This window comes from Streptococcus pseudopneumoniae, assembly GCF_001073085.1.
GTDB lineage: Bacteria > Bacillota > Bacilli > Lactobacillales > Streptococcaceae > Streptococcus > Streptococcus pseudopneumoniae_M.
In genome coordinates this window covers 177234-204226 of sequence record NZ_JVFV01000042.1, presented here as the reverse complement: position 1 = coordinate 204226, position 26993 = coordinate 177234, and the positions used below count along the sequence as shown (strand labels likewise).

24 protein-coding genes are annotated in these 26993 nt (G+C 39.3%); 23 read left to right on the top strand and 1 reads right to left on the bottom strand.

Annotation, left to right across the window (positions count from 1 at the left end; all coding sequences use genetic code 11):
- The 6 genes from ADH90_RS09330 to ADH90_RS09305 form a co-directional block, all read left to right on the top strand.
- The coding region (locus ADH90_RS09330) for a CCA tRNA nucleotidyltransferase (RefSeq protein ID WP_049531019.1) at positions 1–970 on the top strand (970 nt) is incomplete at its 5' end.
- Positions 967–2835 (top strand): ABC-F family ATP-binding cassette domain-containing protein, encoded by a 1869-nt coding sequence (locus tag ADH90_RS09325; RefSeq protein WP_049531018.1) that lies wholly within the window; start codon positions 967–969, stop codon positions 2833–2835. The genes ADH90_RS09330 and ADH90_RS09325, both read left to right, overlap by 4 nt.
- Positions 2835–3440: a hypothetical protein gene (locus ADH90_RS09320; protein ID WP_049531017.1), complete on the top strand. Its 606-nt coding sequence runs from the start codon at positions 2835–2837 to the stop codon at positions 3438–3440. The genes ADH90_RS09325 and ADH90_RS09320 overlap by 1 nt, the downstream gene beginning before the upstream one ends.
- A 122-nt stretch (positions 3441–3562) precedes the next feature.
- A complete protein-coding gene (locus ADH90_RS09315; RefSeq protein WP_001049312.1) occupies positions 3563–4075 on the top strand; it encodes an adenine phosphoribosyltransferase in 513 nt (170 codons plus the stop codon).
- 193 nt (positions 4076–4268) lie between these two features.
- A complete protein-coding gene (gene metA / locus ADH90_RS09310) occupies positions 4269–5213 on the top strand; it encodes a homoserine O-acetyltransferase MetA (protein ID WP_049527566.1) in 945 nt (314 codons plus the stop codon).
- Positions 5214–5221: 8 nt separating this feature from the next.
- Positions 5222–5896, top strand: coding sequence for a DnaD domain-containing protein (locus ADH90_RS09305; RefSeq protein ID WP_049531016.1), 675 nt, complete (start codon positions 5222–5224; stop codon positions 5894–5896).
- A gap of 76 nt (positions 5897–5972) precedes the next feature.
- Here the strand turns inward: ADH90_RS09305 and ADH90_RS09300 are convergent, their stop codons facing one another.
- Positions 5973–7424: an alpha-amylase gene (locus ADH90_RS09300; protein WP_049531015.1), complete on the bottom strand. Its 1452-nt coding sequence runs from the start codon at positions 7422–7424 to the stop codon at positions 5973–5975.
- Positions 7425–7670: 246 nt separating this feature from the next.
- Here ADH90_RS09300 and ADH90_RS09295 point away from each other — a divergent pair, with 246 nt between their 5' ends.
- The 17 genes from ADH90_RS09295 (at position 7671) to prfB (ending at position 26992) form a co-directional block, all read left to right on the top strand.
- A complete protein-coding gene (locus ADH90_RS09295) occupies positions 7671–8834 on the top strand; it encodes a class I SAM-dependent rRNA methyltransferase (protein WP_049531014.1) in 1164 nt (387 codons plus the stop codon).
- Positions 8831–9508: a type I 3-dehydroquinate dehydratase gene (gene aroD, locus ADH90_RS09290; protein WP_049531012.1), complete on the top strand. Its 678-nt coding sequence runs from the start codon at positions 8831–8833 to the stop codon at positions 9506–9508. Before ADH90_RS09295 ends, aroD begins: the two co-directional genes overlap by 4 nt.
- Positions 9498–10355, top strand: coding sequence for a shikimate dehydrogenase (locus ADH90_RS09285; protein ID WP_049531010.1), 858 nt, complete (start codon positions 9498–9500; stop codon positions 10353–10355). The genes aroD and ADH90_RS09285 overlap by 11 nt, the downstream gene beginning before the upstream one ends.
- Positions 10356–10371: 16 nt before the next feature.
- Entirely contained in the window at positions 10372–11439 is a 1068-nt protein-coding gene (gene aroB, locus ADH90_RS09280) for a 3-dehydroquinate synthase (protein ID WP_049531008.1), read from the top strand.
- A gap of 9 nt (positions 11440–11448) precedes the next feature.
- Positions 11449–12615 (top strand): chorismate synthase, encoded by a 1167-nt coding sequence (gene aroC, locus ADH90_RS09275; protein ID WP_049531007.1) that lies wholly within the window; start codon positions 11449–11451, stop codon positions 12613–12615.
- A gap of 9 nt (positions 12616–12624) precedes the next feature.
- Positions 12625–13728: a prephenate dehydrogenase gene (locus ADH90_RS09270; protein ID WP_049531006.1), complete on the top strand. Its 1104-nt coding sequence runs from the start codon at positions 12625–12627 to the stop codon at positions 13726–13728.
- An 11-nt stretch (positions 13729–13739) separates the two neighbouring features.
- Positions 13740–14078: a YlbF/YmcA family competence regulator gene (locus ADH90_RS09265; protein WP_049531005.1), complete on the top strand. Its 339-nt coding sequence runs from the start codon at positions 13740–13742 to the stop codon at positions 14076–14078.
- A gap of 89 nt (positions 14079–14167) precedes the next feature.
- Positions 14168–15451, top strand: coding sequence for a 3-phosphoshikimate 1-carboxyvinyltransferase (gene aroA, locus ADH90_RS09260; protein ID WP_049531003.1), 1284 nt, complete (start codon positions 14168–14170; stop codon positions 15449–15451).
- Positions 15444–15920 (top strand): shikimate kinase, encoded by a 477-nt coding sequence (locus tag ADH90_RS09255; protein WP_049531002.1) that lies wholly within the window; start codon positions 15444–15446, stop codon positions 15918–15920. Before aroA ends, ADH90_RS09255 begins: the two co-directional genes overlap by 8 nt.
- A complete protein-coding gene (pheA, locus tag ADH90_RS09250; protein WP_049531001.1) occupies positions 15917–16765 on the top strand; it encodes a prephenate dehydratase in 849 nt (282 codons plus the stop codon). The genes ADH90_RS09255 and pheA overlap by 4 nt, the downstream gene beginning before the upstream one ends.
- Positions 16762–18081, top strand: coding sequence for an LCP family protein (locus ADH90_RS09245; RefSeq protein WP_049531000.1), 1320 nt, complete (start codon positions 16762–16764; stop codon positions 18079–18081). Before pheA ends, ADH90_RS09245 begins: the two co-directional genes overlap by 4 nt.
- Before the next feature lie 140 nt (positions 18082–18221).
- The gene (locus ADH90_RS09240; protein ID WP_049530999.1) at positions 18222–19067 is read left to right on the top strand and encodes a LicD family protein; all 846 of its coding nucleotides are present in this window, start codon (positions 18222–18224) and stop codon (positions 19065–19067) included.
- On the top strand, positions 19051–20016 hold the full coding sequence (locus tag ADH90_RS09235) for a glycosyltransferase family 2 protein (protein WP_049530998.1): 966 nt from the start codon (positions 19051–19053) through the stop codon (positions 20014–20016). Before ADH90_RS09240 ends, ADH90_RS09235 begins: the two co-directional genes overlap by 17 nt.
- A gap of 24 nt (positions 20017–20040) precedes the next feature.
- The gene (locus ADH90_RS09230) at positions 20041–22197 is read left to right on the top strand and encodes a LicD family protein (protein ID WP_049530995.1); all 2157 of its coding nucleotides are present in this window, start codon (positions 20041–20043) and stop codon (positions 22195–22197) included.
- Positions 22198–22240: 43 nt separating this feature from the next.
- The gene (locus ADH90_RS09225; RefSeq protein ID WP_049530994.1) at positions 22241–23053 is read left to right on the top strand and encodes a LicD family protein; all 813 of its coding nucleotides are present in this window, start codon (positions 22241–22243) and stop codon (positions 23051–23053) included.
- 39 nt (positions 23054–23092) lie between these two features.
- Complete coding sequence (locus tag ADH90_RS09220) at positions 23093–25600, top strand: MBL fold metallo-hydrolase (RefSeq protein ID WP_049530992.1); 2508 nt, start codon at positions 23093–23095, stop codon at positions 25598–25600.
- A 296-nt stretch (positions 25601–25896) separates the two neighbouring features.
- A protein-coding gene (gene prfB, locus ADH90_RS09215) for a peptide chain release factor 2 (protein WP_148130293.1) occupies positions 25897–26992 on the top strand; the annotation gives its coding sequence in 2 pieces (ribosomal slippage) (positions 25897–25968 and positions 25970–26992; 1095 coding nt in all).
- Position 26993 lies beyond the last annotated feature (1 nt).

Sequence of the window (26993 nt, the reverse complement as noted above, 5' to 3'; positions counted from 1 at the left end):
AGACGGAGATGAAGAGTACGAAGTAACCACTTTTAGAACTGAGGATGTCTATGTAGACTACCGTAGACCAAGTTCAGTTTCTTTTGTTCGTTCGTTAGAAGAGGACCTCAAACGCCGTGATTTCACAGTCAATGCCTTTGCCTTGGATGAGATGGGAAAAATTATTGATTTGTTCGATGGTTTGAGAGATCTAGAAAATCAAGTTTTACGAGCAGTTGGTGTAGCTAGTGAGCGTTTCAACGAAGATGCTTTGCGGATTATGCGTGGTTTCCGCTTTCAGGCCAGTCTTGGCTTTGAGCTTGAGCAAGAAACCTTTGAAGCTATGAAAGATCTGACACCACTCTTAGAGAAAATTTCTGTGGAACGTACTTTTGTTGAATTTGATAAACTTCTACTAGCTCCTCATTGGCGAGTAGGTCTGTCTTCTATGATTGTAAGTAAAGCTTATGATTATCTTCCGGATATGGCTGGTAGTCAGGAGAACCTCCAATCTTTATTTGACTTAGATGCTGATTTTACCTTTGAATCTTCTGAACAAGCCTGGGCTGCACTTTTATGGGTTTTAGAAGTGGAGGATGCTCAACAATTTTTGAAACATTGGAAAACTTCGCGTCAATTCGCTAAGCAAGTTCAAGATTTACTTACGATCTTGAAACTTCGTGAAGAAGGGGAACTAAGCAAGCATGATTGTTACCGTTTTGATCTAGATTTGCTTTTACAGGCCGAAAATCTTCGTCAGGCTCAAGGAAAAGAAGTCAATCCACAGGCTATCGAAGAGACTTACAACAGCTTAACCATCCATGATAAAAAAGAAATTCAAATCAATGGTGGGATTCTCATCAAGGAATACGGCTATCAGCCAGGACCAGAAATGGGAGAAATTTTAGCAGAGATTGAGTATGCTATTGTGGATGGAGATTTGGAAAATAACTTGGAAGCTATTCATGCCTACTTGAGGGAGAAAAAATGAGTGATTTTATCGTTGAAAAACTAAGCAAATCAGTTGGTGACAAGACCGTTTTTAAGGATATTTCTTTTATCATCCACGACTTAGATCGTATCGGTCTTATTGGGGTAAATGGAACTGGGAAAACGACCCTTCTAGATGTGCTTTCAGGTGTTTCAGGTTTTGATGGCGATATTAGCCCTTTTTCAGCAAAGAGTGATTACAAGATTGGCTATTTGACCCAAAATCCCGATTTTGATGATAGCAAGACTGTCTTGGATACTGTTCTATCGAGCGATTTGAAAGAAATCCAGTTGATCCGTGAGTATGAATTGATCATGTTCAACTACAGTGAGGATAAGCAAGCCAGTTTGGAACGGGTTATGGCGGAGATGGATTCTCTCCAAGCTTGGGAAATTGAGAGTCAGGTCAAGACCGTTCTCAGCAAGTTGGGAATTCAGGATTTATCAACTCCAGTTGGAGCTCTTTCGGGTGGATTGCGAAGACGGGTTCAGTTGGCCCAAGTTCTGCTAGGAAATCACAATCTTTTGCTTTTGGATGAACCAACCAACCACTTGGATATTGCCACCATTGAGTGGCTGACCCTCTTTTTGAAAAATTCCAAGAAGACCGTCCTCTTTATCACCCACGACCGTTACTTCCTAGATGCGCTTTCGACGCGAATTTTCGAGTTAGACCGAGCTGGTTTGACAGAATATCAGGGTAATTATCAGGACTATGTTCGCCTCAAGGCTGAACAGGATGAGCGCGATGCAGCTCTTCTTCACAAAAAAGAGCAACTTTATAAGCAGGAATTGTCCTGGATGCGCAGACAACCACAGGCTCGTGCAACCAAGCAACAAGCACGTATCAATCGATTCCATGACTTGAAAAAGGAGGTTTCTGATACTAGTGTTGAAACAGACTTTAGCATGAATTTTGAAACTAGCCGTATCGGTAAAAAGATCATTGAGTTTAAGGATGTTTCCTTTGCCTATGACGACAAACAGATTCTGCAAGATTTTAACCTTTTGGTTCAAGCCAAAGACCGTATCGGAATCGTTGGTGACAATGGTGTTGGGAAGTCAACCCTTCTTAACCTCATTGCAGGAAGTTTGAAACCGACTGAAGGAGAGGTTATTATCGGTGAAACTGTTCGCATCGCCTATTTCTCTCAACAAATCGAAGGCTTGGATGAAAGCAAGCGGGTTATCAATTATTTGCAGGAAGTGGCAGAAGAGGTTAAGACCAGTGGTGGCTCTACGACTTCAATCGCTGAGTTACTAGAACAATTTCTCTTCCCGCGTTCAACACACGGTACTTTGATTGAGAAGCTATCAGGTGGAGAGAAGAAACGTCTCTACCTCCTCAAGTTACTATTGGAAAAACCCAATGTTCTCCTCTTGGATGAGCCGACTAATGACCTAGACATTGCGACCTTAACTGTTCTAGAAAATTTCTTACAAGGTTTTGCAGGTCCAGTCTTGACCGTTAGTCACGACCGTTATTTCCTTGATAAGGTGGCGACTAAGATTCTTGCTTTTGAGAATGGTAGCATTCGTCCTTTCTTTGGCCATTATACCGACTACCTAGATGAAAAAGCCTTCGAAGCAGAAGTAACAAGTCAAGTTCAAAAGGCTGAGAAGGAAAAGGTCGTCAAAGTCCGTGAAGAAAAGAAACGCATGACCTACCAAGAAAAGCAAGAGTGGGCAAGTATTGAAAGTGAAATTGAAACCTTGGAAAATCGTATCTCTGTCATTGAAGAGGAAATGCAGGCCAACGGTTCTGACTTTGGGAAGCTAGCTACTCTTCAAAAAGAGCTGGATGAAAAGAATGAATCCTTACTTGAAAAATATGAACGCTATGAATATTTAAGTGAGTTGGCTTAATGGAAGAGAAAATCATCAAATGGAGCAGTAAGAAAATCATCTGGACTATTCTTCTCTGCTTAGTTGAGTTAGCTTTTCTTCTTTGGATCCTATCTTTTATGATGACCTATCCCAAGGAGGCACCTGTGGGATTGGTGGCATTAAGACTCTTTGTTTTATTCTTAATCATCATTGTTGGATGGATTTTGTATGAACGTTTGCGACTTCTTTTTTCAGATAAAGAGTATTTGAAATGTACGTCTCAAGGTTTTTTCTATAGGCCACATCCTAAAAAAGATTGGCAGTTTTATTCCTGGGGGCAGGTAGAAACGTTTTCTCTTATGAGAATCAAGGGTGGAAGAAGTTCGAGGGATTTTTATACTATTGAAGTTCATTTTTATGACAAGGATTTTATAAAACCCAACTCTTTATGGAATCGTCTACGAAGTAGATTTTCGACTACAAAGCAATCAAATGTTTTGAAAATCCCAATCTACTTGCTGGATGTCGCTTTACCGCGAAGAGTCTTTGAAGCCATGTCCTACTTTGAGCGAGAGTGGCGTATCGAACAAAATCGTCAACTCAATCAAAAATCTAAAAGCAAAAAGAAGGAAAGATTTCATTAAACGAGCAATAGTTACAGATTTGATTAGAAGCCTTGGACTCAGTTTCCAGGGTTTCTTTCTATTTCTCTTTTCTAAGATTTATGGTATAATAGGGAGTAAAAAATTAAAAAGAAAGAAATGCTATGAACTTAAAAGATTACATTGCAAGTATTGAAAATTATCCACAAGAAGGAATTACATTCCGTGATATCAGCCCTTTGATGGCTAACGGCAATGCCTACAGCTACGCTGTTCGTGAAATTGTTCAATATGCTACTGACAAAAAGATTGATATGATTGTAGGACCAGAAGCGCGTGGATTTATCGTTGGATGTCCAGTTGCTTTTGAGTTGGGAATTGGTTTTGCACCTGTGCGTAAACCAGGAAAATTGCCACGCGAAGTGATTTCAGCTGACTATGAAAAAGAATATGGTGTTGATACTTTAACTATGCACGCAGATGCTATCAAACCAGGACAACGTGTTCTGATCGTAGATGACCTCTTGGCAACAGGTGGTACTGTTAAGGCTACAATCGAAATGATTGAAAAATTGGGTGGAGTCGTAGCAGGTTGTGCCTTCTTGATCGAACTTGATGAGCTTAAAGGTCGTGAAGCTATCGGAGATTACGACTACAAGGTGCTTATGCATTATTAATGAAAAACAGTCCCTAGGGCTGTTTTCTCTTCATCTGATATAAAAAAAGGCTATATCTAGTTAGAGAAAAACTATAATTGAAAACTATATCTTCTTACAGTATAATAAAGGGAAGGACTTTCGTCAGCTGATTTTTTCATTTGATGACTGTATGTTCACTTGAGCCTAAACTTGATACAGTAAGGAGATTTCCATGCCGATTCGAATAGATAAAAAATTACCAGCAGTTGAGATTTTACGAACGGAAAATATTTTCGTCATGGATGACCAGCGGGCGGCTCATCAGGATATTCGACCACTGAAAATTCTGATTTTAAACTTGATGCCACAGAAGATGGTTACAGAGACTCAGCTTTTACGACATTTAGCTAATACTCCTTTGCAGTTAGATATTGATTTCTTATATATGGAAAGTCATCAGTCGAAAACAACTCGTTCTGAACATATGGAGACTTTTTATAAGACCTTCTCGGAAGTTCAAGACCAGTATTTTGATGGCTTGATTATCACAGGAGCACCAGTTGAGCATCTCCCTTTTGAAGAAGTGGACTATTGGGAGGAATTTACTCAGGTCATCGATTGGTCAAAGACTCATGTCTTTTCAACCCTGCATATTTGCTGGGGAGCACAGGCTGGCCTCTACTATCGTTACGGCGTAGATAAACACCAGATGGCTCAAAAACTTTCGGGAATTTATCCTCAGGATGTTTTAAAAGAAGGTCATCTTTTGCTGAGAGGTTTTGATGATTTGTATGTGTCTCCCCATTCTCGTCACACAGAAATTTTCAAAGAAGACATTGTAAATAAAACAAATTTAGAGATCTTAGCATCTGGAAAAGAAGTGGGAATCTCTATCCTTGCAAGCCGAGATTTAAGAGAAGTTTATAGCTTTGGGCATTTGGAGTATGATCGTGATACGCTAGCCAAGGAATATTTTAGAGATCTAGATGCTGGTTTAGATCCCCATATACCAGAAAATTATTTCAAGAATGATGACATCCATGAACTTCCTTGTATGCGTTGGAGTTCCTCAGCAGCTCTCTTTTTCAGTAACTGGGTAAATTATGCAGTTTACCAAGAAACGCCTTTTGAGTGGAAGAGTGCAGAAGAAGATGTGTCTCATTTTGGATATTTATAAGAGGAATTATGACATATTTAGATGCTTTCAAATCAGGGAACTTGGTGCTACCAAGTGATCTGCTCTTAAACTACAATCAACTTTTCTCATCAAGCGATGATTTCTTAGTTTGGCAATTCTTTTACCTACAAAATACAACAGCTTTAGGGGAATTGTCCCCAAGCCAGATTGCTGAGAAAATTGGCAAGCAAGTTTTTGAAGTCAATCAAGCGATTTCACGCCTGACAGAAAAAGGCTTACTCCAATATCGTACGATTGAACTCAATGGAGAAATAGAAGTTATTTTTGATGCGACCCTTGCTTTAGAACGTTTGGACCAGATTTTTGAAAAACAAGAACCAAGCCAAGTGGCACCCGCTAAAAATGATTTGAAAGACTTGGTGGAAACCTTCCAACAAGAACTAGGGCGTCTCTTGAGTCCTTTTGAGATCGAAGATTTAGAAAAGAGTTTGAAAGAAGACGGAACCAGTGCGGACCTGATCAAAGAGGCTCTACGTGAGGCCGTTTTGAATGGAAAACCAAATTGGAAGTATATTCAAGCTATCCTACGAAACTGGCGTCATGAAGGCATTAAGAGTGTAGTCCAGGTAGAGGCGAAGCGTCAGGAGAGAGAAGCGACTAATCCTCAAAATGTTCAAGTTTCTGCAGATTTTCAAAATGCTATGGATCTTTGGAAAGACTAATTTTAAATATTGATAATAAAAAAATGCCTACAGGCTAGAAAGAAAATCTGGCTTGTGGGCATTTTTCTATAAGAACTTAGTTAGCCAGTCCCCAGACGCTAAGAGAGCGTTCTGTAACTGGAAAATCTCCATAACCTTCAGCATTGATGGTTACTTGGTCAGGATGGTTACCAAGCAAATCAACAAAGGTTTGGTCAGCCCATTCTTGACCGACGAACATGGTTTTAGAGTTTGCTTTGGCATTAGAAATCACGATGGCAAGTGGTGATTGATTGTCAGCTCCTGAACGGACCCAACCGATACAATTAGGGTCATCAAAGTAGTCGGTTTGCTCTCCATAAGCCAACTCTTTTCGGATAGCTAGCAAACGGTCAAGAACATCTTTGAAATCTTGCTGAGCATATTGACCAGAAATACCATAGTAGTCTCCATAAAAGACACATGGGAGCCCCTGCTCACGCAAAAGAATGAGGGCGTAGGCTGCTGGTTTAAACCATTCTTCAACAGTGGATTCAAGTGCTTGGCCACGTTGAGTATCATGGTTATCGACAAAGGTTACAGCTCGGTCTGGATTGAGTTGTACTAGACTATCCTCAAAGATGGTTGTCAAATCATAGTTTTCTCCAGCCTTGCTTGCTTCAAAGAAATTTTGGTGAAGGCGAACATCGACAAGATCAAAGCGTTCTTCAATTTTTTCAAGGTAGTCCAGATTTGCTTCCTTGTCTGGATTCCAGAATTCTCCAAAGACATAGAAATCTTGGCCATATTTTTCTTTGATATCGCGAATGAAATTGCGCATAAAGAAAGAGTCAATGTGTTTAACGGCATCCAAACGGAAACCAGTTACACCAGTTGTTTCCATAAACCAATCTGCCCAATCGTAGATATTTTTTATCACTTCTGGATGCTTGAAATCTAGGTCTGCATACATGAGATAGTCGTAATTGCCATTCTCATTGTCGACTAATTCTTCATGAGCCCAGCCTTTGTTGTCTCCCTGTATCAGATAGATCCCAGATTTACGGCGTTTGGCATCATAGTCAGTTCCAGTAAAGTGGTACCAGTGCCAGTGGAAGTCATTGTAGGTGTTTTGTCGTCCGTCAAAGGTAAAACCAGTCCAGCCATTGATGGTAAAAGGTTCTCCTAGTTCCACAGTTCGATCTTCAGGATCCACTTCTATCACTTGGAAAGATTCTAAATGGTCAGCGGCTGCCTTATGATTTAAGACGATATCAGCCATTGGTTGAATCCCATGAGATTTTAAAGTTTGGATGGCGTGAAGATAGTCTTCTTTAAAGCCATACTTGGTACGTATAGTACCTTTCTGATTAAATTCTCCAAGGTCAAATAGGTCATAGACGCCATAACCAACATCCTTTTCATTTGTTGCTTTAAAAGCAGGTGGCATCCAAATGTGACTAATGCCTAAGTTGGCTAGATGTTCAGCATCGTCAGCTAGGCGTGTCCAGTGATTTCCATCGTGGGGGAGATACCACTCAAAATATTGCATTAGGGTTTGATTTTTCATAGTTGATCCTCTTACTTACAGTGATGAGAATTATTGTAGCATAAAGCCAAGGAATACGCAAACGTTTGCGTTGTGATTAAACTCTTTGAATTTTATGTCTATTTTTCAACTAGAAGTGTTGAAATACTATAAAAGAAAAATAGTAGGACTAATGGGAGAAAAAATTCTCTCAGATAGGGCAAGATGATGGATGAATCAATAGTTTCTATTTTGTGAATTGTCACAAAATTTGTTATAATAGTATTTATGAATAAAGTATTCGTCAGTAGACGTGTTGAAAAAAAACTAAACCAAGGTCTAGTACTTTTGGAGGAAATTGATTTTCCAGAACTATCTGAAACTGATCAAGAAGTTGAGTTATTTAGTCAAAACAAGCAGTTTTTGGGCAAGGCCTATTTATCTCGTCAAAATAAGGGGATTGGTTGGTTTGTAACCAACCAGAAGCTTTCTTTTAACCAAAAATTCTTTGAAAGTTTGTTTGAAAAAGCCAAACAAAAACGTTCTTCTTACTATCAAGATGAGTTGACAACTGCCTTTCGTTTGTTTAATCAAGAAGGCGATGGCTTTGGTGGAATGACTTTGGATCTCTATGGAGATTATGTTGTTTTCTCCTGGTATAACTCCTATGTCTATGGGCTTCGCCAACAGATCTTAGCAGCTTTTGCTCAGGTTTTCCCTGAAGTCTTAGGTGCCTATGAAAAGATTCGTTTTAAAGGTCTAGACTATGAGTCTGCCCATATCTATGGTCAAGAAGCACCAGAAAATTTTACAGTTCTTGAGAATGGTGTCCTCTATCAAGTCTTTATGAACGACGGTCTTATGACAGGCATCTTCTTGGACCAACATGAAGTGCGTGGTAGCTTGGTTGATGGTTTAGCCATGGGCAAGTCCTTACTAAATATGTTTTCCTACACAGCAGCTTTCTCAGTTGCTGCAGCCATGGGAGGAGCTAGTGAAACAACCTCTGTAGACCTAGCCAAACGTTCAAGAGAACTGTCAGAAGCTCATTTTCATGCCAATGGACTCAGTCTTGACAGTCATCGTTTCATCGTCATGGATGTCTTTGAATACTTTAAATACGCTAAACGTAAGGGCTTATCTTATGATGTGATCGTTCTGGATCCACCTAGCTTTGCCCGTAATAAAAAGCAAACTTTCTCTGTAGCCAAGGACTATCACAAGTTGATTTCCCAGAGTTTAGAGATTTTAAATCCGGGAGGTATGATCATTGCTAGCACCAATGCTGCCAATGTTTCCCGTCAAAAATTTATAGAACAAATCGACAAAGGATTCGCAGGAAGAAAATATCAGGTTCTTCAAAAGTATGGACTTCCAGCAGACTTTGTCTACAATGAAAAAGATGAAAGTAGTAATTACCTCAAGGTGATTAGCATGAAGGTAACTAAATGAAATTAGTCGTTTCAGTAATGCCAAAGAGTTTAGAAGAGGCGCAAGGAATCGATGCCATGCGGTATATCGATGCTGATATCATTGAGTGGCGTGCCGACTTCCTACCAAAGGAAGCTATTTTACAGGTAGCTCCAGCTATTTTTGAAAAATTTGCAGGCCGCGAACTCCTCTTCACCCTACGTACTCGTGCTGAGGGAGGCGAGATCGATTTGGATTCGGCGGAGTATGTACAAATTATCAAAGATGTAGCTCAACTCTATCAACCAGAATATATTGATTTTGAGTATTTCTCCCATAAGGATGTTTTTGAAGAGATGCTTGATTTTCCAAATCTAGTCTTGAGTTATCATAACTTTCAAGAAACTCCAGAAAACATGATGGAAATCTTATCCGAGCTAACCAGTCTAACTCCGAAAGTAGTTAAAGTATCGGTTATGGCTCATACAGAACAAGATGTATTGGACCTTATGAACTTTACACGTGGCTTTAAAACATTGAACCCAGAACAAGAATATGTGACGATTTCTATGGGGAAAGTGGGTAAGGTTTCTCGTGTCACTTCAGATGTGACAGGTTCTAGCTGGTCTTTTGCAAGTCTGGACGAAGCCAGTGCTCCAGGACAGATTTCACTTTCTAGCATGAAAAAAATTCGGGAGATACTAAATGAAGATTGATGGCTACACACGTTTAGCAGCTGTAGTCGCCAATCCTATCAAACACTCCATTTCACCCTTCATTCACAATCAAGCTTTTGAGGCAACCAATACCAATGGGGTCTATCTTGCTTGGGAAGTAGAAGCGACTGACTTGGCAGAAACAGTTGCAAATATTCGTCGCTATCAGATGTTTGGGATCAATCTTTCCATGCCTTACAAGGAGCAGGTGATTCCTTATTTGGATCAATTGAGTGAAGAAGCTCGGTTGATTGGTGCTGTCAATACAGTGGTGAATCGAGAGGGAACTTTAATCGGATATAACACAGATGGCAAGGGATTCTTTAAGAGCTTGCCTTCTTTTAAAATATCTGGGAAAAGAATGGTATTGTTAGGAGCAGGCGGTGCAGCCAAGGCAATTTTGGCGCAGGCAATCTTGGATGGAGTCAGTCAAGTTTCTGTCTTTGTACGTTCGGCTTCAATAGAAAAAACAAGACCTTACTTAGAAAAACTACAAAATGAAACAGGGTTTAAAGTAGATTTATTTGCTTTAGAAGATGTTTCTGAACTGCAAGCAAGGATAATTGATTCGGATTTACTGGTAAATGCGACTAGTGTTGGCATGGACGGAGTATCTCTGCCAATCCCATCTAGCATCGTTTTACCAAAGCAGCTTTTGGTAGCTGATGTGATTTATCAACCCTTTGAGACACCATTTTTAAATTGGGCAAGAAACCAGGGCAATCATGCTGTTAATGGCCTGGGCATGTTGCTTTACCAAGCAGCTGAAGCTTTTCAGTTATGGACCAGCAAGGAAATGCCAACCGATCAAATCTGGGAATTACTAAAACAAAAGTATCAAAAATGAAAAAAGGAGACCTGCTATGAAAATCAAAATAGACCTTCCCCACCATCCTTATGATATTCAGATTGAAAAAGGATGCCTGTCTCAAGCAGGAAAATGGTTGCGGGAACTTTGGCAACCACAAAAAGTCGTTATCATTACCGATAACCATGTGGCTTCTCTCTATGCAGAAAAAGTAAAATTGAGCTTAGAGGATGCTGGTTTTCAAGTGGCAGTTTTTGACTTTCTAGAGGGGGAAGAGCGAAAAAATCTAACCACGGTTCAAAAGGCTTATGAATTTCTAGTTAAGCAAGACTTGACTCGCAGTGACGGAATTGTAGCTTTAGGTGGTGGTGTAGTTGGTGATTTGGCTGGCTTTGTAGCCTCAACCTATATGCGAGGTATTCACTTTGTTCAAATTCCGACTAGCTTGACAGCTCAAGTTGACTCTTCAATCGGAGGTAAGACAGGAGTGAATACTCCTTTTGCCAAGAATATGGTGGGAACTTTTGCCCAGCCAGATGGTGTTTTGATTGACCCAAACGTTCTTGAAACCTTAGGGAAGAGAGAATTGATTGAAGGAATGGGTGAAGTCATCAAGTATGGCTTAATTGAAGATCCAGAACTTTGGGACTTATTATCTGAAATGGATGGTTCTGTAGAGAGTATTTTGGAGCATTCAGAAAGTTTGATTGAGCATTCTTGCCAGGTGAAGCGCAAGATGGTAGTTGAGGATGAATTGGACAATGGCATTCGTCTGTATCTCAATTTTGGTCATACAATTGGCCATGCTATTGAAGCAACTGCTGGTTATGGACGTGTCATGCATGGTGAGGCAGTAGCGATGGGAATGGTTCAGGTTTCTAAGGTAGCAGAACAAAAGGGCCTTATGCCAGCTGGAATCACTCAGTCTATCCGAGAAATGTGTCAGAAATTTGGGCTTCCTGTGGATTATGACAACTGGGATGTTGATAAGCTTTATCAGGCTTTGACTCACGATAAAAAAGCGCGTGGCAACACTATGAAATTAGTCTTGGTACCAGAGCTTGGTTCAGCCACTATTCACCCTGTCTCACTCGAAGAAATGAAAGATTACTTAGTAAAATAAGGAGAATGTATGAGATATTTAACAGCAGGAGAATCACATGGTCCTCGTCTGACAGCAATAATTGAAGGAATCCCAGCAGGTCTTCCTTTAACTGCAGAAGATATTAATGAGGATCTCAAACGTCGCCAGGGTGGATACGGACGTGGTGGTCGTATGAAGATTGAAAGTGACCAAGTTGTCTTTACTTCTGGTGTTCGCTACGGGAAGACGACAGGGGCTCCCATTACCATGGATGTCATTAACAAAGACCATCAAAAATGGCTAGATATCATGTCTGCTGAGGATATTGAGGATAAACTTAAAAGTAAACGAAAAATCACTCATCCTCGTCCAGGTCACGCAGACTTGGTTGGGGGCATCAAATACCGCTTTGATGATTTGAGAAATTCCCTGGAACGTTCATCTGCCCGTGAAACGACTATGCGAGTAGCAGTTGGGGCTGTGGCCAAGCGTTTATTGGCTGAGCTTGATATTGAAATTGCCAACCATGTTGTTGTCTTTGGTGGTAAGGAAATCGATGTTCCAGAAAATTTAACAGTCGCAGAGATTAAAAAATTAGCTGCCCAGTCAGAAGTTTCTATCGTCAACCAAGAACGTGAGCAGGAAATCAAGGACTATATTGACCAAATCAAACGTGATGGTGATACCATTGGTGGTGTTGTTGAAACTGTTGTCGGTGGTGTTCCGGTTGGTCTGGGTTCATACGTCCAATGGGATCGCAAACTAGATGCAAGATTAGCTCAAGCGGTTGTCTCCATCAATGCCTTTAAGGGTGTGGAGTTTGGACTTGGTTTTAAAGCAGGTTATCTCAAGGGTAGCCAAGTCATGGATGAAATTCTCTGGTTACCAGAAGATGGCTATACTCGTCGGACCAATAACCTTGGAGGTTTCGAAGGTGGTATGACCAATGGTCAACCGATTATTGTTCGTGGGGTCATGAAACCAATTCCGACTCTCTATAAGCCATTAATGAGTGTCGATATTGAAACCCATGAACCTTATAAAGCAACGGTGGAGAGAAGTGATCCAACCGCTCTTCCAGCGGCAGGTGTTGTTATGGAAGCAGTCGTAGCAACGGTCTTGGCCCAGGAAATTCTAGAGAAATTCTCTTCTGATAATCTGGAGGAATTAAAAGAAGCTGTTGCTAAACATCGGGAGTATACAAAGAATTATTAAGGAGTTCTTATGGCTAAAACCATCTATATCGCAGGATTGGGTTTGATTGGTGCTTCCATGGCACTGGGGATTAAGAGAGATCATCCTGATTATGAGATTTTGGGATACAATCGTAGTCAGGCGTCCAGAGATATTGCCTTGGAGCGAGGAATGATCGACCGGGCGACGGATGATTTTGCTAGTTTTGCTCCACTTGCAGATGTCATCATTCTTACCTTGCCAATCAAGCAAACCATTGCTTTTTTACAAGAATTGGCAACTTTGGAACTAAAAGAAGATGTCATTATTTCTGATGCTGGATCGACCAAGTCAGCTATCGTAGTTACAGCTGAAAAATTTTTTGCTGATAAGTCCGTTCGCTTTGTGGGGGCCCATCCCATGGCAGGGAGCCACAAGACAGGAGCGGCCTCTGCAGATGTCAACCTCTTTGAAAATGCCTATTATATCTTGACGCCATCTAGTCTGACAACTCCGGATACGCTCGAAGAAATGAGGGACTTGCTGTCAGGTCTTCATGCTCGTTTCATTGAAATCGATGCTGAAGAGCATGACCGAGTGACTTCTCAGATTAGCCATTTTCCGCATATCTTAGCATCAGGCCTGATGGAACAAACTGTAAGTTATGCTGAAGAGCATGAAATGGCACGACGTTTTGCGGCAGGTGGTTTTCGTGATATGACTCGGATTGCCGAAAGTGAGCCTGGTATGTGGACTTCTATCCTCTTATCCAATCGGGATACCATTATTGAACGCATTGAGGATTTCAAGGGGCGTTTGGACGAGATAGGTCATGCAATCAGTGTAGGTGACGAAAACCAAATCTGGAATTTTTTCAACCAAGCGCGTGAACAACGTCAAGCTATGGAAATCCATAAACGTGGCGGAGTAGATAGCTCATTTGACCTCTATGTAGATGTTCCCGATGAAGAAGATGTTATCTTGCGCATCTTGGAATTGCTAAGAGGAACTTCCTTGGTCAATATCCATATCAATGAGGAAAACCGTGAGGATGTTCACGGGATTCTGCAAATTTCCTTTAAGAATGCTCAGGATTTAAAACGTGCTGAGCAAGTCATTACAGAAAATACGAATTACACAGTCGTTATTAAATAAGGAGGACAATTATGTCAAATATTTATGATAGTGCAAACGAACTTAGTCGTGGACTACGCGAATTGCCTGAATACAAGGCGGTTAAGGAAGCTAGAGATGCTATCCAAGCCGATGCAGAAGCTAGTAAAATCTTTGCAGATTATATTGCTTTTCAACATGAAATCCAAGTCATGGCACAAACTGGTCAAATGCCCGACGCTTCTTTCCAAGAAAAAATGGAAAGCTATGGTAAGCAGATTCAAGGCAACTCTCTTTTATCAGCTTTCTTTGCCAAACAGCAACAACTTTCTATTTATCTATCTGATATTGAAAAAATTGTCTTTGAACCAATTTCAGAACTTTTAAAATAAGAATTTACCTCATAAAGTCAGGAATTTTTAAGAAATTTCTGACTTTTTATGATAAAATAAGAAAAAGTATTGTCAGTATGGGGTCTAGTATGAAGTTAAAAACAAACGTTAACCATTTGAATGGTAGCATTCGCGTACCAGGTGACAAATCCATCAGTCATCGCTCTATTATTTTTGGAAGCTTGGCTGAGGGGGAAACGAAGGTTTATGATATCTTGCGTGGTGAAGATGTCTTATCAACTATGCAAGTTTTTCGCGATCTCGGCGTTGAGATTGAGGACAAAGACGGTGTCGTTACCATACAAGGTGTTGGGATGGATGGATTGAAAGCACCTCAGAATGCTCTGGATATGGGTAATTCTGGGACCTCTATTCGTCTGATTTCAGGTGTCCTTGCTGGTGCAGACTTTGAAGTAGAGATGTTTGGAGATGATAGTCTTTCTAAACGCCCCATGGATCGTGTGACCCTTCCTTTGAAAAAAATGGGAGTTACCATTTCTGGTCAAACAGATCGAGACTTGCCACCTTTACACTTAAAAGGAACGAAAGACTTAAGACCTATTCATTATGAATTGCCAATTGCCTCTGCTCAAGTCAAGTCAGCCTTGATTTTTGCAGCTTTGCAGGCTCAAGGTCAGTCAGTCATTGTCGAAAAGGAGTGCACTCGTAACCACACAGAAGATATGCTGCATCAATTTGGCGGAGACTTGAGTGTTGATGGTAAGACAATCACTGTCCAAGGACCACAGAAACTAAGTGGACAAACAGTTGTCGTACCAGGAGATATTTCTAGTGCAGCCTTTTGGTTGGTGGCAGGTCTGATTGTTTCTAATTCTCGTGTGGTACTTAAGAATGTTGGTATTAATGAAACTCGTACTGGGATTATTGATGTTATCCGTGCTATGGGTGGGAAATTAGAACTTACTGATGTTGACCCAATTGCTAAGTCTGCAACTTTGACTGTTGAGACCTCAGACCTAAAAGGAACAGAAATTGGTGGAGCCTTGATTCCACGTTTGATTGATGAATTGCCAATTATCGCCCTTCTTGCTACCCAAGCTCAAGGTCAAACGGTTATCAAAAATGCAGAAGAACTCAAGGTTAAAGAAACTGACCGTATTCAAGTTGTCGCAGACGCTTTAAATAGCATGGGAGCAGCTATTACTCCTACAACAGACGGCATGATTATCAAAGGGAAATCTGCTCTTCATGGAGCCAAAGTCAATACCTTTGGTGACCACCGTATCGGCATGATGACAGCCATTGCAGCTCTTTTAGTGGCAGATGGAGAGGTCGAATTAGATCGTGCTGAAGCTATTAATACTAGCTACCCAAGCTTCTTTGATGATTTGGAGACTTTGATTCATGGCTAAGGTTTTACTTGGATTTATGGGGGCAGGAAAATCTACTATTGCTAGAGGATTAGATCCTGACTTTGTAGACATGGATGCCTTGCTTGAAGATCGACTGGGGATGCCAATTGCTCGTTTCTTTGAAGAAAAAGGAGAAGCAGCCTTCCGTCAGATAGAAGAAGAAGTCCTAGCTGATTTGCTAAAGACAGATCAAGTTATTTCCACAGGAGGGGGAATAGTCATTTCTCCTCGTAATCGTGCCTTGCTCAAGCAAAATCCAGACAACATCTACCTAAAAGCAGATTTTGAGACCCTGTACCAGCGAATTTCAGCTGATAAGGACAATCAACGCCCACTATTTTTAAAGAATAGCAAGGAAGATTTGGCTGCGATTTTTAAAGAAAGACAGGCTTGGTATGAGGAAGTGGCTAGTAAAGTTATCGATGTGTCCAAGCTAAGTCCAGAGGAAATTATAGAGGAATTGACATGAAAATTGCCTATCTAGGTCCTAAAGGATCTTTTTCGCACCATGTGGTGCAAACGGCTTTTCCTCATGAGGAACTAGAGCCTTTTTCAAATATTACAGACGTTATCAAAGCATATGAACAAGGTTTGGTAGACTATTCGGTAGTGCCAGTTGAAAATTCTATAGAAGGTAGTGTTCATGAGACCTTAGACTATCTTTTTCATCAAGCTCGTATTCAAGCTGTGGCGGAGATTGTACAGCCAATTCATCAACAGTTGATGGCGGTGCCAGGGAAAGTTAAAATTGAGAAAATCTTTTCTCACCCACAAGCTTTGGCACAGGGGAAGAAATTTATTGATGAGCATTATCCAGACGCTCAACTGGAGGTCACTACCAGTACAGCCTACGCTGCGCGCTATGTTTCCGAGCATCCAGATCAGCCTTTTGCTGCCATTGCCCCCAAAAGTTCTGCTGGAGAATACGGGCTGGAGCTAATCGCTCAAGATATTCAAGAGATGGAAGCTAATTTCACTCGCTTTTGGGTTTTGGGTGCAGAGTTGCCACAGATTCCTTTACAAGATGCAACTGAAAAAATGAGCCTAGCAGTAACCTTGCCAGACAATTTACCTGGTGCACTTTACAAGGCACTCTCGACCTTTGCTTGGCGAGGGATTGACTTAACCAAGATAGAAAGTCGTCCCCTAAAAACAGCACTAGGTGAGTACTTTTTTATCATTGATGTGGACTATGCTGATAAAGAACTGGTCCATTTTGCTCAAAAAGAACTAGAAACGATTGGAATCCAGTATAAAATACTAGGAGCTTACCCTATCTATACCATACAGGATAAAGGGAAGGAGAAGGAATGACTAGAGAGAATCCTTTGACACATCATGAAAAACTGAGATATGACTATCTTTTGAAAAACATTCATTATTTGAATGAGAAAGAAAAGAGAGAATTTGCCTTTTTACAAGCCAAGTTAGAAGGTCAAAAAGATTCAGCAGAAGTTTTCAATCCAGAAGCCAAAGAACAACTTCTTTCAGACTCTGGTATCGACCTGCCAACCTATGCTAATCGTAGTCATTCTAGTCGCCGTAGTAGTGGAGATCAACTGGAAACGAAGATTCCAAAAGCTAAGAAGCAAAAGAAAAAAAGAGGTTTTCGTTTTAAACGCTTATTTGCTTGGTTAGGGATGATATTGCTTTGTGTAGCAGTAGGAATGATCGTCATGTTCTTAAAGGGCTTCCAATCGGCGAACCCTAATAGTTCAAATGGGCCCAAAGATGCCAAAGCTGCTCAGGTTGAAGTCTTCAATGGACAAGATACGCGTGATGGGGTTAATATTCTTATTTTGGGTACGGATGGCCGTATTGGACAGAATAGTGCAGAAACACGGACAGATTCCATTATGGTTTTGAATGTAAGTGGCAAAGATAAAAAATTGAAGCTCGTTAGCTTTATGCGTGATAACCTGGTCTATATTGATGGGTATAGCCAAGTCATCAATGGTCAAAAACAGACAGACCATAAATTAAACTTGGCCTATGAATTAGGGGAACAAGAAGGTAAACAAGGAGCTGAAATGGTCCGCAAGGTGCTCAAGGATAATTTTGATCTGGACATCAAATATTATGCCCTTGTCGATTTCCAAGCCTTTGCAACAGCCATTGATACGCTTTTCCCTGATGGTGTGACCATTGATGCTCAGTTTTCAACTCTAAATGGGGTCCCAGTTACAGAAGCGACTGTAGGCGATGACTTGCACGCAACGGAAACTGAGTCACCGACTCAAACCATTCGAGCTGGGAAACAACAGATGAATGGGTCGACTCTTCTCAACTATGCACGTTTCCGTGATGATGATGAAGGGGACTATGGCCGTACTCGTAGACAGCAACAAGTCATGACTGCTGTTTTACAACAAATTAAAGATCCGACAAAACTTTTCACTGGTTCGGAAGCTCTTGGTAAAGTATTCGCCATGACCTCCACAAACCTTCCATATACCTTCTTATTGACCAATGGCTTATCAGTCCTTGAAGGTGCGCAGAATGGTATTGAAAGATTGACAGTCCCAGAACTTGGAGACTGGGTAGACGACTTTGACGTATACGGCGGTCAATCCCTTCGAGTGGATCAAAAAGCTTACCAAAATAAATTGGCCCAAATGGGATTTAGATAACATGTAAAATGAATCAGAGCTTGAGGTACCTATGAAAATGGGTATCGTGGGCTTTGATTTTTCACATGGTCAGATGGATTTATAAACTATTTTTATGGTATAATAGAATGATGTATTCTATAGAAGAGGAAGAGAATGAGATGAGTGATTTAAAGGCAATTCAAGCTCGTAGCCTAGAGATGGCTGAATATTTTGTCGCCTTTTGTAAAGAACACAATTTACTCTGTTATTTGTGTGGTGGAGGAGCTATTGGAGCTCTACGAAATAAAGGTTTTATCCCTTGGGATGATGATTTAGACTTCTTTATGCCTCGCAAGGATTATGAAAAACTAGCAGAGCTATGGCCTCGTTATGCGGACGAGCGTTACTTCCTATCAAAAAGTGATAGAGACTTTGTTGACCGCAACCTCTTTATCACTATTCGAGATAAGGAGACGACTTGTATCAAGCCTTATCAACAAGATTTGGATCTACCACACGGCTTGGCCTTGGATGTTCTTCCCTTAGACTACTACCCTAAAAACCCAGCTGAACGTAAGAAACAGGTACGTTGGGCTTTGATTTATTCTCTCTTTTGTGCACAAACCATTCCAGAAAAGCACGGAGCTCTCATGAAGTGGGGTAGTACCATTTTACTAGGATTGACTCCTAAAGCCCTTCGCTATCGTATCTGGAAAATGGCTGAGAAAGAAATGACCAAGTATGGACCAGCTGAAAGTGATGGCATCACAGAGTTATGCTCAGGTCCAGGTTACATGAAGAAGAAATACCCAATTCAAGCCTTTGAAGACAACATTTTCTTACCTTTTGAAGGAACAGAAATGCCTATTCCAGTTGGTTATGATGCCTATCTCAGCACAGCTTTTGGTGACTACATGACACCACCTCCGGCTGACAAGCAAGTGCCTCACCACGATGCCCTTATAGCAGATATGGATAAGAGTTATAGAGAATATATGGGAGAATACAATGAAAGAAAAAATTAGTATCATTGTTCCAGTCTATAATGTAGAAGCTTATTTGGAACGCTGCGTGGAGTCTATTTTAAAACAGACATATACGAATTTTGAATTGCTCCTTATAAATGATGGTTCAACAGATCAGAGTGGTGCCTTGTGCGATCAGTTGGCATCTAAAAATGAAAATATCAAAGTTTTTCATATTAAGAATGCAGGAGTCTCGAATGCTAGAAATATAGGTATTCAACATTCAAGAGGAGAATGGATTACTTTTATTGATAGTGATGATTTTATTACACCAGATTATTTGGAAACTTTAATAAGTGTAGTTGATAGTGACGATTCAATCGGATTTAGTATAGCACGTCTCCATCATATAAAAAATGGTCAAATTACAGAACTACCAGTTTTTTCAGGAAAAGCAGAGAAGTGGTCGACAGAGCAGACAATGAGAGAATTATTGATGACAACTCGGACTTCTTTTTTCCCTGTTGCAAAATTGTTTAAAAGAGAGGTTATTTCAGGTTTTATATTCAATACAGACTATCATTTGGCTGAGGATGCATTGTTTTTAACAGAAGTTTTATTAAAAACCAAATGTACAAGCGTATTTATTGATAAACCAATCTACTATTATGATCATCGACAGGGGAGTGCGACAACTTCTGTCAACAATCATGTATTTGATACCATAGAGGTCTATAATATTATTATTTCTGAAGTTTTTCAAATTTTCCCACAACTAAAAACTGAATTAGTGAACAGAGAATGTTGGTCATATATTACGGTATACGATAAAATAATCTTTACGGATCCTAGTCAATATCGAACAGAGAAAAATACGTTGAGAAAGTGGATTATCAATCATTTATCTGAGATATTAAAAGATCCTTATTTTACTAATTTTCGAAAAATAGCCGTTTTGTCGCTCCTTGTTTCTCCATGGATCTATAGACAAATTGTCGGCTTGAATTAATAATGTCATTTAAAGGAGTTGAAGATGAATTTTTCAAAAACGATTGAAAGCTTTGAAAAATCAAAACTGTGGATTTCATATCTTTTTGTTTTTATTTCGATTTTAAGTATGAGTTCGCTAATTTATAAAGTAACCAATCCGATTTATAAAGGGCTTTCAGCAATTGTTGTTCTTTCTATTTGTTTAACTTTATTTTTTAATTGGAAACGAATAGAGATAGATAAGAAGTTTCTTTCCCTATTTGGTCTTTTAGTAGGCAGTCACTTTTTATCAGCACTCGTTAATCGTTCTGGACACCTATTCGGAAATATGGTTGAAATTTTCTTTATGCTAACTTATGTTTTGTTATTTACCATGGTAAAACCAGAGCAGTTAAGGAAGTTATTAGGATTGATTGCAGGAACCATACAGATTGTCTCATTTACTTCGGCCTTATTTGCTTTTGGTTTATTACTTTCAAGAGTTTTAATATTATTTAAAATTGGAGAACAATCCTATTATTATGGTGTTATGAATGGACGCTTATGGGGAATTGTTAATCCAAATGCAAGTGCTATTTTTTCTTACATCAGCATTGTTTTTGCTTTGTACCTCATTCATAAAGGAAGTAAATACTCAGTTTATCTAAAGATAAACAATCTGATTCAGTTAATCTATTTTGCAACCATGCAGAGTAGAGGAGCACTCTTATCAGTCATTTTGATGCTTGGGATTTATTGTCTTTTTATTTCTAGAGGAAAATTACTCAAAAAATGGCTTACTTTTCTAGTAGCTAGTATCTTACTCACAGGTAGTAATATTGGTATTAGTTATGTAACTTCGGTATATATTTCAGCAGCCAAGGCAACTGTAATTGACTTAAATAAAGGCAAATCATATTCAGAGACAGATTCGGACGTAGCCAAGAAAAACGGGGAACTTCACCTAATCGAGACGACACCAAGTGGACGTACTTATATTTGGAAAAATGCTATTAAAATGGGAAGTGCAAAACCGTTATTTGGCTATGGTGTTCGAAATGTTACCGATTACTATACAGAGTACTTTAGTAAATTTGAAATTACAAACTCACTTATTGGAGGTAATTTCCACAATATCTTTGTTACCATTTTTGTAAGTTCAGGATTATTAGGTCTCTCTTCTTTCATACTCATCATTGCTTATGTAAGTTTCCGCTTTGTTTCTTACTTGATTAAATCAAAGAGAAATAGTGAAAAACTAGTCATGATTCTATTCTTTGGAATCTTATTTGGACAATTGTTTGAAAGTCAGATCATGTATTCGACAAACTTTATCAATATCATTTTCTGGTTAGTGGTAGGATATGGTCTAATGATCTGTGAAAAAGAAAAAAACATTCGTTACAAGGAAGTAACTGATATTTCTGAAATTCAACAGATGGAGTTAGGAATCATGGAGTATATCCATGAAGTGTGTCATAAAATTGGTGTCAAATATTTCTTGTCCTATGGTAGCTTAATTGGTGCAGTTCGTCATCAAGGTTTTATTCCATGGGATGATGATATGGACATTTGTATGTTACGAGACGATTATGAAAAATTACAAAATTATCTGATTGCACATCCAGACGAGCGATACGAAGTCATGTCTTATAAAAATAATGTCAATTATGTCTATCCTTTCATGAAGATTCAAGACAATCAGACTTACTTAGTTGAAGAGGATGTGCGAATTGATTCGAATATGGGTATCTATGTAGATATTTTCCCTGTAGATGGTTATGAAGATGATCAGGCGTTTAAGGATAAAATGACTAAAATCATCAAGAAACGCCAGTTAAGTTGTTATACTTTCAAAGGAATTACGAATACTAAAAGTGTAGTAAATTCAATGATCCGCTATATTTCTGTTATTATCTTTTATTTCACTAACACAAATAAGTATGTTTCTCAGATTGATGAATTAGCTAAATCCAGAAAAGTAGAAGATTATGAATTGGTGGACTATGTTGTCTATAAGGATATGAATAAGCCCGTTTGGAAACGTGAATGGTTAGAACAAGTTGAAGCTGGTAGCTTTGAAGGTAAGGAATTTATGATTCCAAAACATTATCATGAAATTTTAACTTCAGATTATGGAAATTATATGCAGTTACCACCAGTTGAGCAACAAGTTTCGCATCATGACTTCAAATTGTGGAAGATTACTGAAAGCCAATAGATTATTATTTAAACAAAGAAGTAGAGATTAGGAGTGACAAATAATGTCTGAAAAAATCTTAAGCCTTGAAGAAATCAAGCAAGTTGAGCTTGGTATCCTAGAGTACTTACATGAGATATGTGAAAAACACGATATCAAATATTTTATCGATTTTGGAACTTTATTAGGAGCCGTTCGTCATAAGGGTTTTATTCCTTGGGATGATGATACAGACATTTCGTTAGCTAGAGATGAATTTGAAAAGTTATACGCTGTTCTAAAAAACGATAACCACCCATACTATAAGTTGATTTCTTTTAGAGAAACTAAGGGATATCCATATAGTTATATGCGTGTTTACGATATTCGAACAAGGAGAGACTCGAATCTTTTAGATCCAAGTGTTGTTCTTGGAACTTGTGTAGATGTCTTCCCGTACGATGGTCTTGTTACAGATGAACAAGATCGTAAGAAAATGAAACTCTACAAACAATTAATTCGTCTATCGTCTTTAAACTTTAAGGGAATTAAGTACGAAAACGGAGGGATTAAAAATCTTCCTCGTTATATTGCGTCAGCAATATTCAGATTTACATCTCCTCAATTCTGGAATCAAAAACTTGAACAACTTGCTTTAAAATACAGTGTTGAAAATTCTTCAGACCTGGTTTGCTCAACTTATGACTCTTACTATCCAGCTGGTATTAAAACAGAATGGTTGTATGATACAATTGATATGCCATATGAAAATCTAATCCTAAAAGTACCGAGAAGATATCATGAGATTCTTGTCTATGAGTTTGGTAAAGAGTATATGACTCCACCTCCTGTTGACAAACAAATTCCAGGAAATGAAAAGAATTATTGGATTGATTAACAAAATAGTATAAAATTAATTAAGAAAGTTGAATGCCTTATGAAAAGTTTAAAAAAATCAATATTGCTTAGTGCCTTGTTTCTATCGGCCACAATAATTCAAGCGCAAACAGTAAATGCAGATACTATCTCAGCAGGTGCAGGGAATCGCATACATTTTATCAATACAAAAGCTAAATCTGGAAGCGATGCTATTCTTCTAGAGAGTAATGGTCATTATGCCCTTATTGACATGGGCGAAGATTATGATTTCCCTGACGGAACTGATCCGAGATATCCAGATCGCTGGGGAATTTCCATGCGAAATTATCAAGTTTTGGAAGATCGTTTAATGCGACATCTAGATCAGGTTGGAGTGAAGAAATTAGATTTTGTCCTAGGAACTCATGTTCATAGCGATCATATAGGTGGTGCGGATGAAATACTTAATCGTTATCAAGTAGACAAATTTTATTTGAAAAAATATTCAGATGAAAGAATTACTAGTAATTGGGGACTGTGGGATAACCTTTTCAATTATGATAATGCTCTTCGTGCTGCTCAAAATCGCGGGGTTACAGTTGTCCAAGATATAAAGGACGAAGACAGCCATTTCACATTGGGAGAGATGGATATACAACTCTATAATTATAAGAATGAGTATGGTTCAGACGGGAAACTCAAAAGGGTACTTGATGATAATTCCAACTCAATTGTAGCTGTTGTGACTGTGGCAGGTAAAAAGATATATCTTGGTGGCGACCTAGACAACGCTGAGGGAGCTGAGGATAAGCTAGGTCCAGTTATTGGAAAAGTGGACATGATGAAATGGAATCACCACTATGATGCAAAAATATCAAATACTAAAGCTTTTATCGACAATCTTTCACCAAGCATGATTATCCAAACTACTGGAGGAGAGATCAACCTTGCTTCGACAAGGGATTATCTTCAAGAGAAAAATATTCAGGTTGTCCGTGCTTCTAGCAATACTCAAGACGCAACGGTATTTGATATTAGTAATCAAGGATTCACTAATGTCTCAAATGCTTTCCCTGATATTCCTAAAGTTGATGCGAATTGGTATCAGGAAGGTGGATATTGGAAATATCGTCTTTCAGATGGACAAATGGCTATTGGTTGGCAAGAAATTGATGGTAGTTACTATTTCTTTAATGGAAAAGGTCAAAAACAAACGAGTCGATGGCTCCATTTAAAAAATAATGGTGTAAATCTTGAAGGTAACTGGTATTACCTTAATGATGATGGTAAAATGCAAACAGGTGGATGGTTCTATCATGATAATGCTTGGTATTATATTCAATCTGATGGTGCAAGACGATATGATCAGCTAGCTGAAATCGGTGGACAAAAGTACCTCTTTGATAAAGATGGTAAAATGCTTACTGGCTCACAAGTCTTTAATGGTAAGAAAATGTTCTTTGCAAGTAGTGGGGCATTACAGTCAGATGAGACAGGCTCTGGATGGCAAAAAATTGAATCAAACTGGTACTACTTTGATGAAGAAGGAAAACAAATAGTTGGTAAAAAAGAAATCAATGGAGTAACCTACTACTTTGATAATAAGGGAGTTATGCAAACCGGTTGGGTCTCGATTGAAGGGCATTGGAACTATTTTGCTAGTTCCGGAGCGATGAAAACAGGCTGGATCAAGGATAAAGATACTTGGTATTACTTGGATAAAGAAGGTGTTATGCTAACTGGCCTACAAGAGATTGAAGGAACTCGTTATTATCTAAATGCAAGTGGAGCCATGCAAACAGGTTGGAAGTGGTTCGATAATCATTATAGCTACTTCACAAGCAGTGGCGCAATGAAGACAGGTTGGCTCAAAGATAAGGGGCTTTGGTACTATCTAGATAAAGAAGGTATCATGCAAACTGGCCTACAAGAAATTGAAGGTACTCGCTATTATCTCAATGCAAGTGGGGCTATGCAAACAGGTTGGAACTGGTTTGATAATCATTACTACTACTTTGCAACTAGCGGAGCAATGAAGACAGGTTGGTTCAAAGATAAGGACACATGGTACTATCTAGACAAGGAAGGTATCATGCAAACTGGTCTTCAAGAAATTGATGACACTCGCTATTACCTCAATGCAAGTGGAGCTATGCAGACCGGCTGGAAATGGCTTGATAATCATTACTACTACTTTGCAACTAGCGGAGCTATGAAGACAGGTTGGTTCAAAGATAAGGACACATGGTACTATCTAGACGAGGAAGGCATCATGCTAACAGGTCTTCAAGAGATTGATGGCTCTCGTTATTATCTCAATACTAGCGGCGCAATGGAGACTGGTTGGAAACAGTTGAATGGCAACTGGTACTATTTCCAAGCAGATGGTTCACTTCTAAGAAATGGAACAACACCTGATGGCTACAAGGTCAATCAAGATGGTATTTGGAGCTTAAATCCTGTAAAAGAGGAAGAAGTTCAGGGAAATCAAGAAGACCCTAAGAAGGATTCTGATAAGCCAGTAGATAAGGAAGAAAAATCAGCAGATGCCCAAGAAACTTCGACTTTGAAGGCAGATAAAGAATAAGTGCTTTCTACCTCTTACTATGTCTTCGAGAAAACTCCCTCTGTGCTAGTGTTTCACTCACAACCTAGTTTTCTCATGAAATAGTATTTATATACATCTCAAAGAATTTATCAATGTTTTTAGGATGAGAATATTGATCAGCTTTGGGATGTTTTTTGATTCTATACACCCTAAATTGTTGAAAACATTCTCTTAGTCTTCAAATCGAAATATTTTGATAAGAAATTTTAAAAACCCCCGATTAGATAAATAAGAAAAATTATGGTATAATAAAACGATACAAAAAAGGAGTATATATGGACATTTCAGAAATCCGTCAAAAAATTGACGCCAATCGTGAAAAATTAGCTTCTTTTAGGGGGTCTCTTTGACCTCGAAGGGTTAGAAGAAGAAATTGCCATTTTGGAAAACAAAATGACAGAACCTGATTTTTGGAACGATAATATTGCGGCCCAAAAAACGTCGCAAGAATTAAACGAACTAAAAAATACCTACAATACCTTCCATACCATGGAAGAGTTGCAGGATGAGGTTGCAATCTTACTAGACTTTTTAGCAGAGGATGAGTCTGTTAAGGATGAGTTGGTGGAGAAGCTAGCTGAGCTAGATCAGATGATGACTAGCTACGAGATGACCTTGCTCTTATCAGAGCCTTATGATCATAATAATGCTATTTTAGAGATTCACCCAGGATCTGGTGGAACAGAAGCCCAAGACTGGGGCGATATGCTCCTTCGTATGTACACTCGTTATGGTAACGCTAAAGGCTTTAAGGTTGAAGTCTTGGACTATCAAGCTGGTGATGAAGCAGGAATTAAGTCGGTGACCTTGTCTTTTGAAGGACCAAATGCCTATGGTCTTCTCAAGTCAGAGATGGGAGTTCACCGTTTGGTCCGTATCTCACCATTTGACTCAGCTAAGCGTCGTCACACCTCGTTTACTTCTGTAGAAGTTATGCCAGAGTTGGATGATACTATTGAAGTTGACATCCGAGAAGATGATATCAAGATGGATACTTTCCGCTCGGGTGGAGCAGGTGGACAAAACGTCAACAAGGTTTCAACAGGTGTCCGCTTGACCCACATTCCAACAGGGATTGTTGTTGCATCGACTGTTGACCGTACTCAGTACGGAAACCGTGATCGTGCGATGAAGATGCTTCAGGCAAAACTCTATCAGATGGAGCAGGAAAAGAAAGCTGCGGAGGTAGATGCCCTTAAGGGGGATAAGAAAGAAATCACATGGGGAAGCCAGATTCGCTCCTATGTATTCACCCCTTATACCATGGTGAAGGACCACCGTACCAGTTTTGAAGTTGCGCAGGTAGATAAGGTCATGGATGGAGACTTAGATGGTTTCATCGATGCCTATCTAAAATGGCGTATTAGTTAAA

Coding starts and splice junctions, on each gene's coding strand:
- aroC (WP_049531007.1), top strand. CDS start 11,449: ATGAGATATTTAACAGCAGGAGAATCACATGGTCCTCGTCTGACAGCA.
- aroB (WP_049531008.1), top strand. CDS start 10,372: ATGAAAATCAAAATAGACCTTCCCCACCATCCTTATGATATTCAGATT.
- ADH90_RS09235 (WP_049530998.1), top strand. CDS start 19,051: ATGAAAGAAAAAATTAGTATCATTGTTCCAGTCTATAATGTAGAAGCT.
- ADH90_RS09320 (WP_049531017.1), top strand. CDS start 2,835: ATGGAAGAGAAAATCATCAAATGGAGCAGTAAGAAAATCATCTGGACT.
- aroD (WP_049531012.1), top strand. CDS start 8,831: ATGAAATTAGTCGTTTCAGTAATGCCAAAGAGTTTAGAAGAGGCGCAA.
- ADH90_RS09255 (WP_049531002.1), top strand. CDS start 15,444: ATGGCTAAGGTTTTACTTGGATTTATGGGGGCAGGAAAATCTACTATT.
- ADH90_RS09300 (WP_049531015.1), bottom strand. CDS start 7,424: ATGAAAAATCAAACCCTAATGCAATATTTTGAGTGGTATCTCCCCCAC.
- ADH90_RS09245 (WP_049531000.1), top strand. CDS start 16,762: ATGACTAGAGAGAATCCTTTGACACATCATGAAAAACTGAGATATGAC.
- ADH90_RS09295 (WP_049531014.1), top strand. CDS start 7,671: ATGAATAAAGTATTCGTCAGTAGACGTGTTGAAAAAAAACTAAACCAA.
- pheA (WP_049531001.1), top strand. CDS start 15,917: ATGAAAATTGCCTATCTAGGTCCTAAAGGATCTTTTTCGCACCATGTG.
- ADH90_RS09325 (WP_049531018.1), top strand. CDS start 967: ATGAGTGATTTTATCGTTGAAAAACTAAGCAAATCAGTTGGTGACAAG.
- ADH90_RS09220 (WP_049530992.1), top strand. CDS start 23,093: ATGAAAAGTTTAAAAAAATCAATATTGCTTAGTGCCTTGTTTCTATCG.
- ADH90_RS09315 (WP_001049312.1), top strand. CDS start 3,563: ATGAACTTAAAAGATTACATTGCAAGTATTGAAAATTATCCACAAGAA.
- ADH90_RS09265 (WP_049531005.1), top strand. CDS start 13,740: ATGTCAAATATTTATGATAGTGCAAACGAACTTAGTCGTGGACTACGC.
- metA (WP_049527566.1), top strand. CDS start 4,269: ATGCCGATTCGAATAGATAAAAAATTACCAGCAGTTGAGATTTTACGA.
- ADH90_RS09285 (WP_049531010.1), top strand. CDS start 9,498: ATGAAGATTGATGGCTACACACGTTTAGCAGCTGTAGTCGCCAATCCT.
- ADH90_RS09270 (WP_049531006.1), top strand. CDS start 12,625: ATGGCTAAAACCATCTATATCGCAGGATTGGGTTTGATTGGTGCTTCC.
- ADH90_RS09225 (WP_049530994.1), top strand. CDS start 22,241: ATGTCTGAAAAAATCTTAAGCCTTGAAGAAATCAAGCAAGTTGAGCTT.
- ADH90_RS09230 (WP_049530995.1), top strand. CDS start 20,041: ATGAATTTTTCAAAAACGATTGAAAGCTTTGAAAAATCAAAACTGTGG.
- ADH90_RS09305 (WP_049531016.1), top strand. CDS start 5,222: ATGACATATTTAGATGCTTTCAAATCAGGGAACTTGGTGCTACCAAGT.
- ADH90_RS09240 (WP_049530999.1), top strand. CDS start 18,222: ATGAGTGATTTAAAGGCAATTCAAGCTCGTAGCCTAGAGATGGCTGAA.
- aroA (WP_049531003.1), top strand. CDS start 14,168: ATGAAGTTAAAAACAAACGTTAACCATTTGAATGGTAGCATTCGCGTA.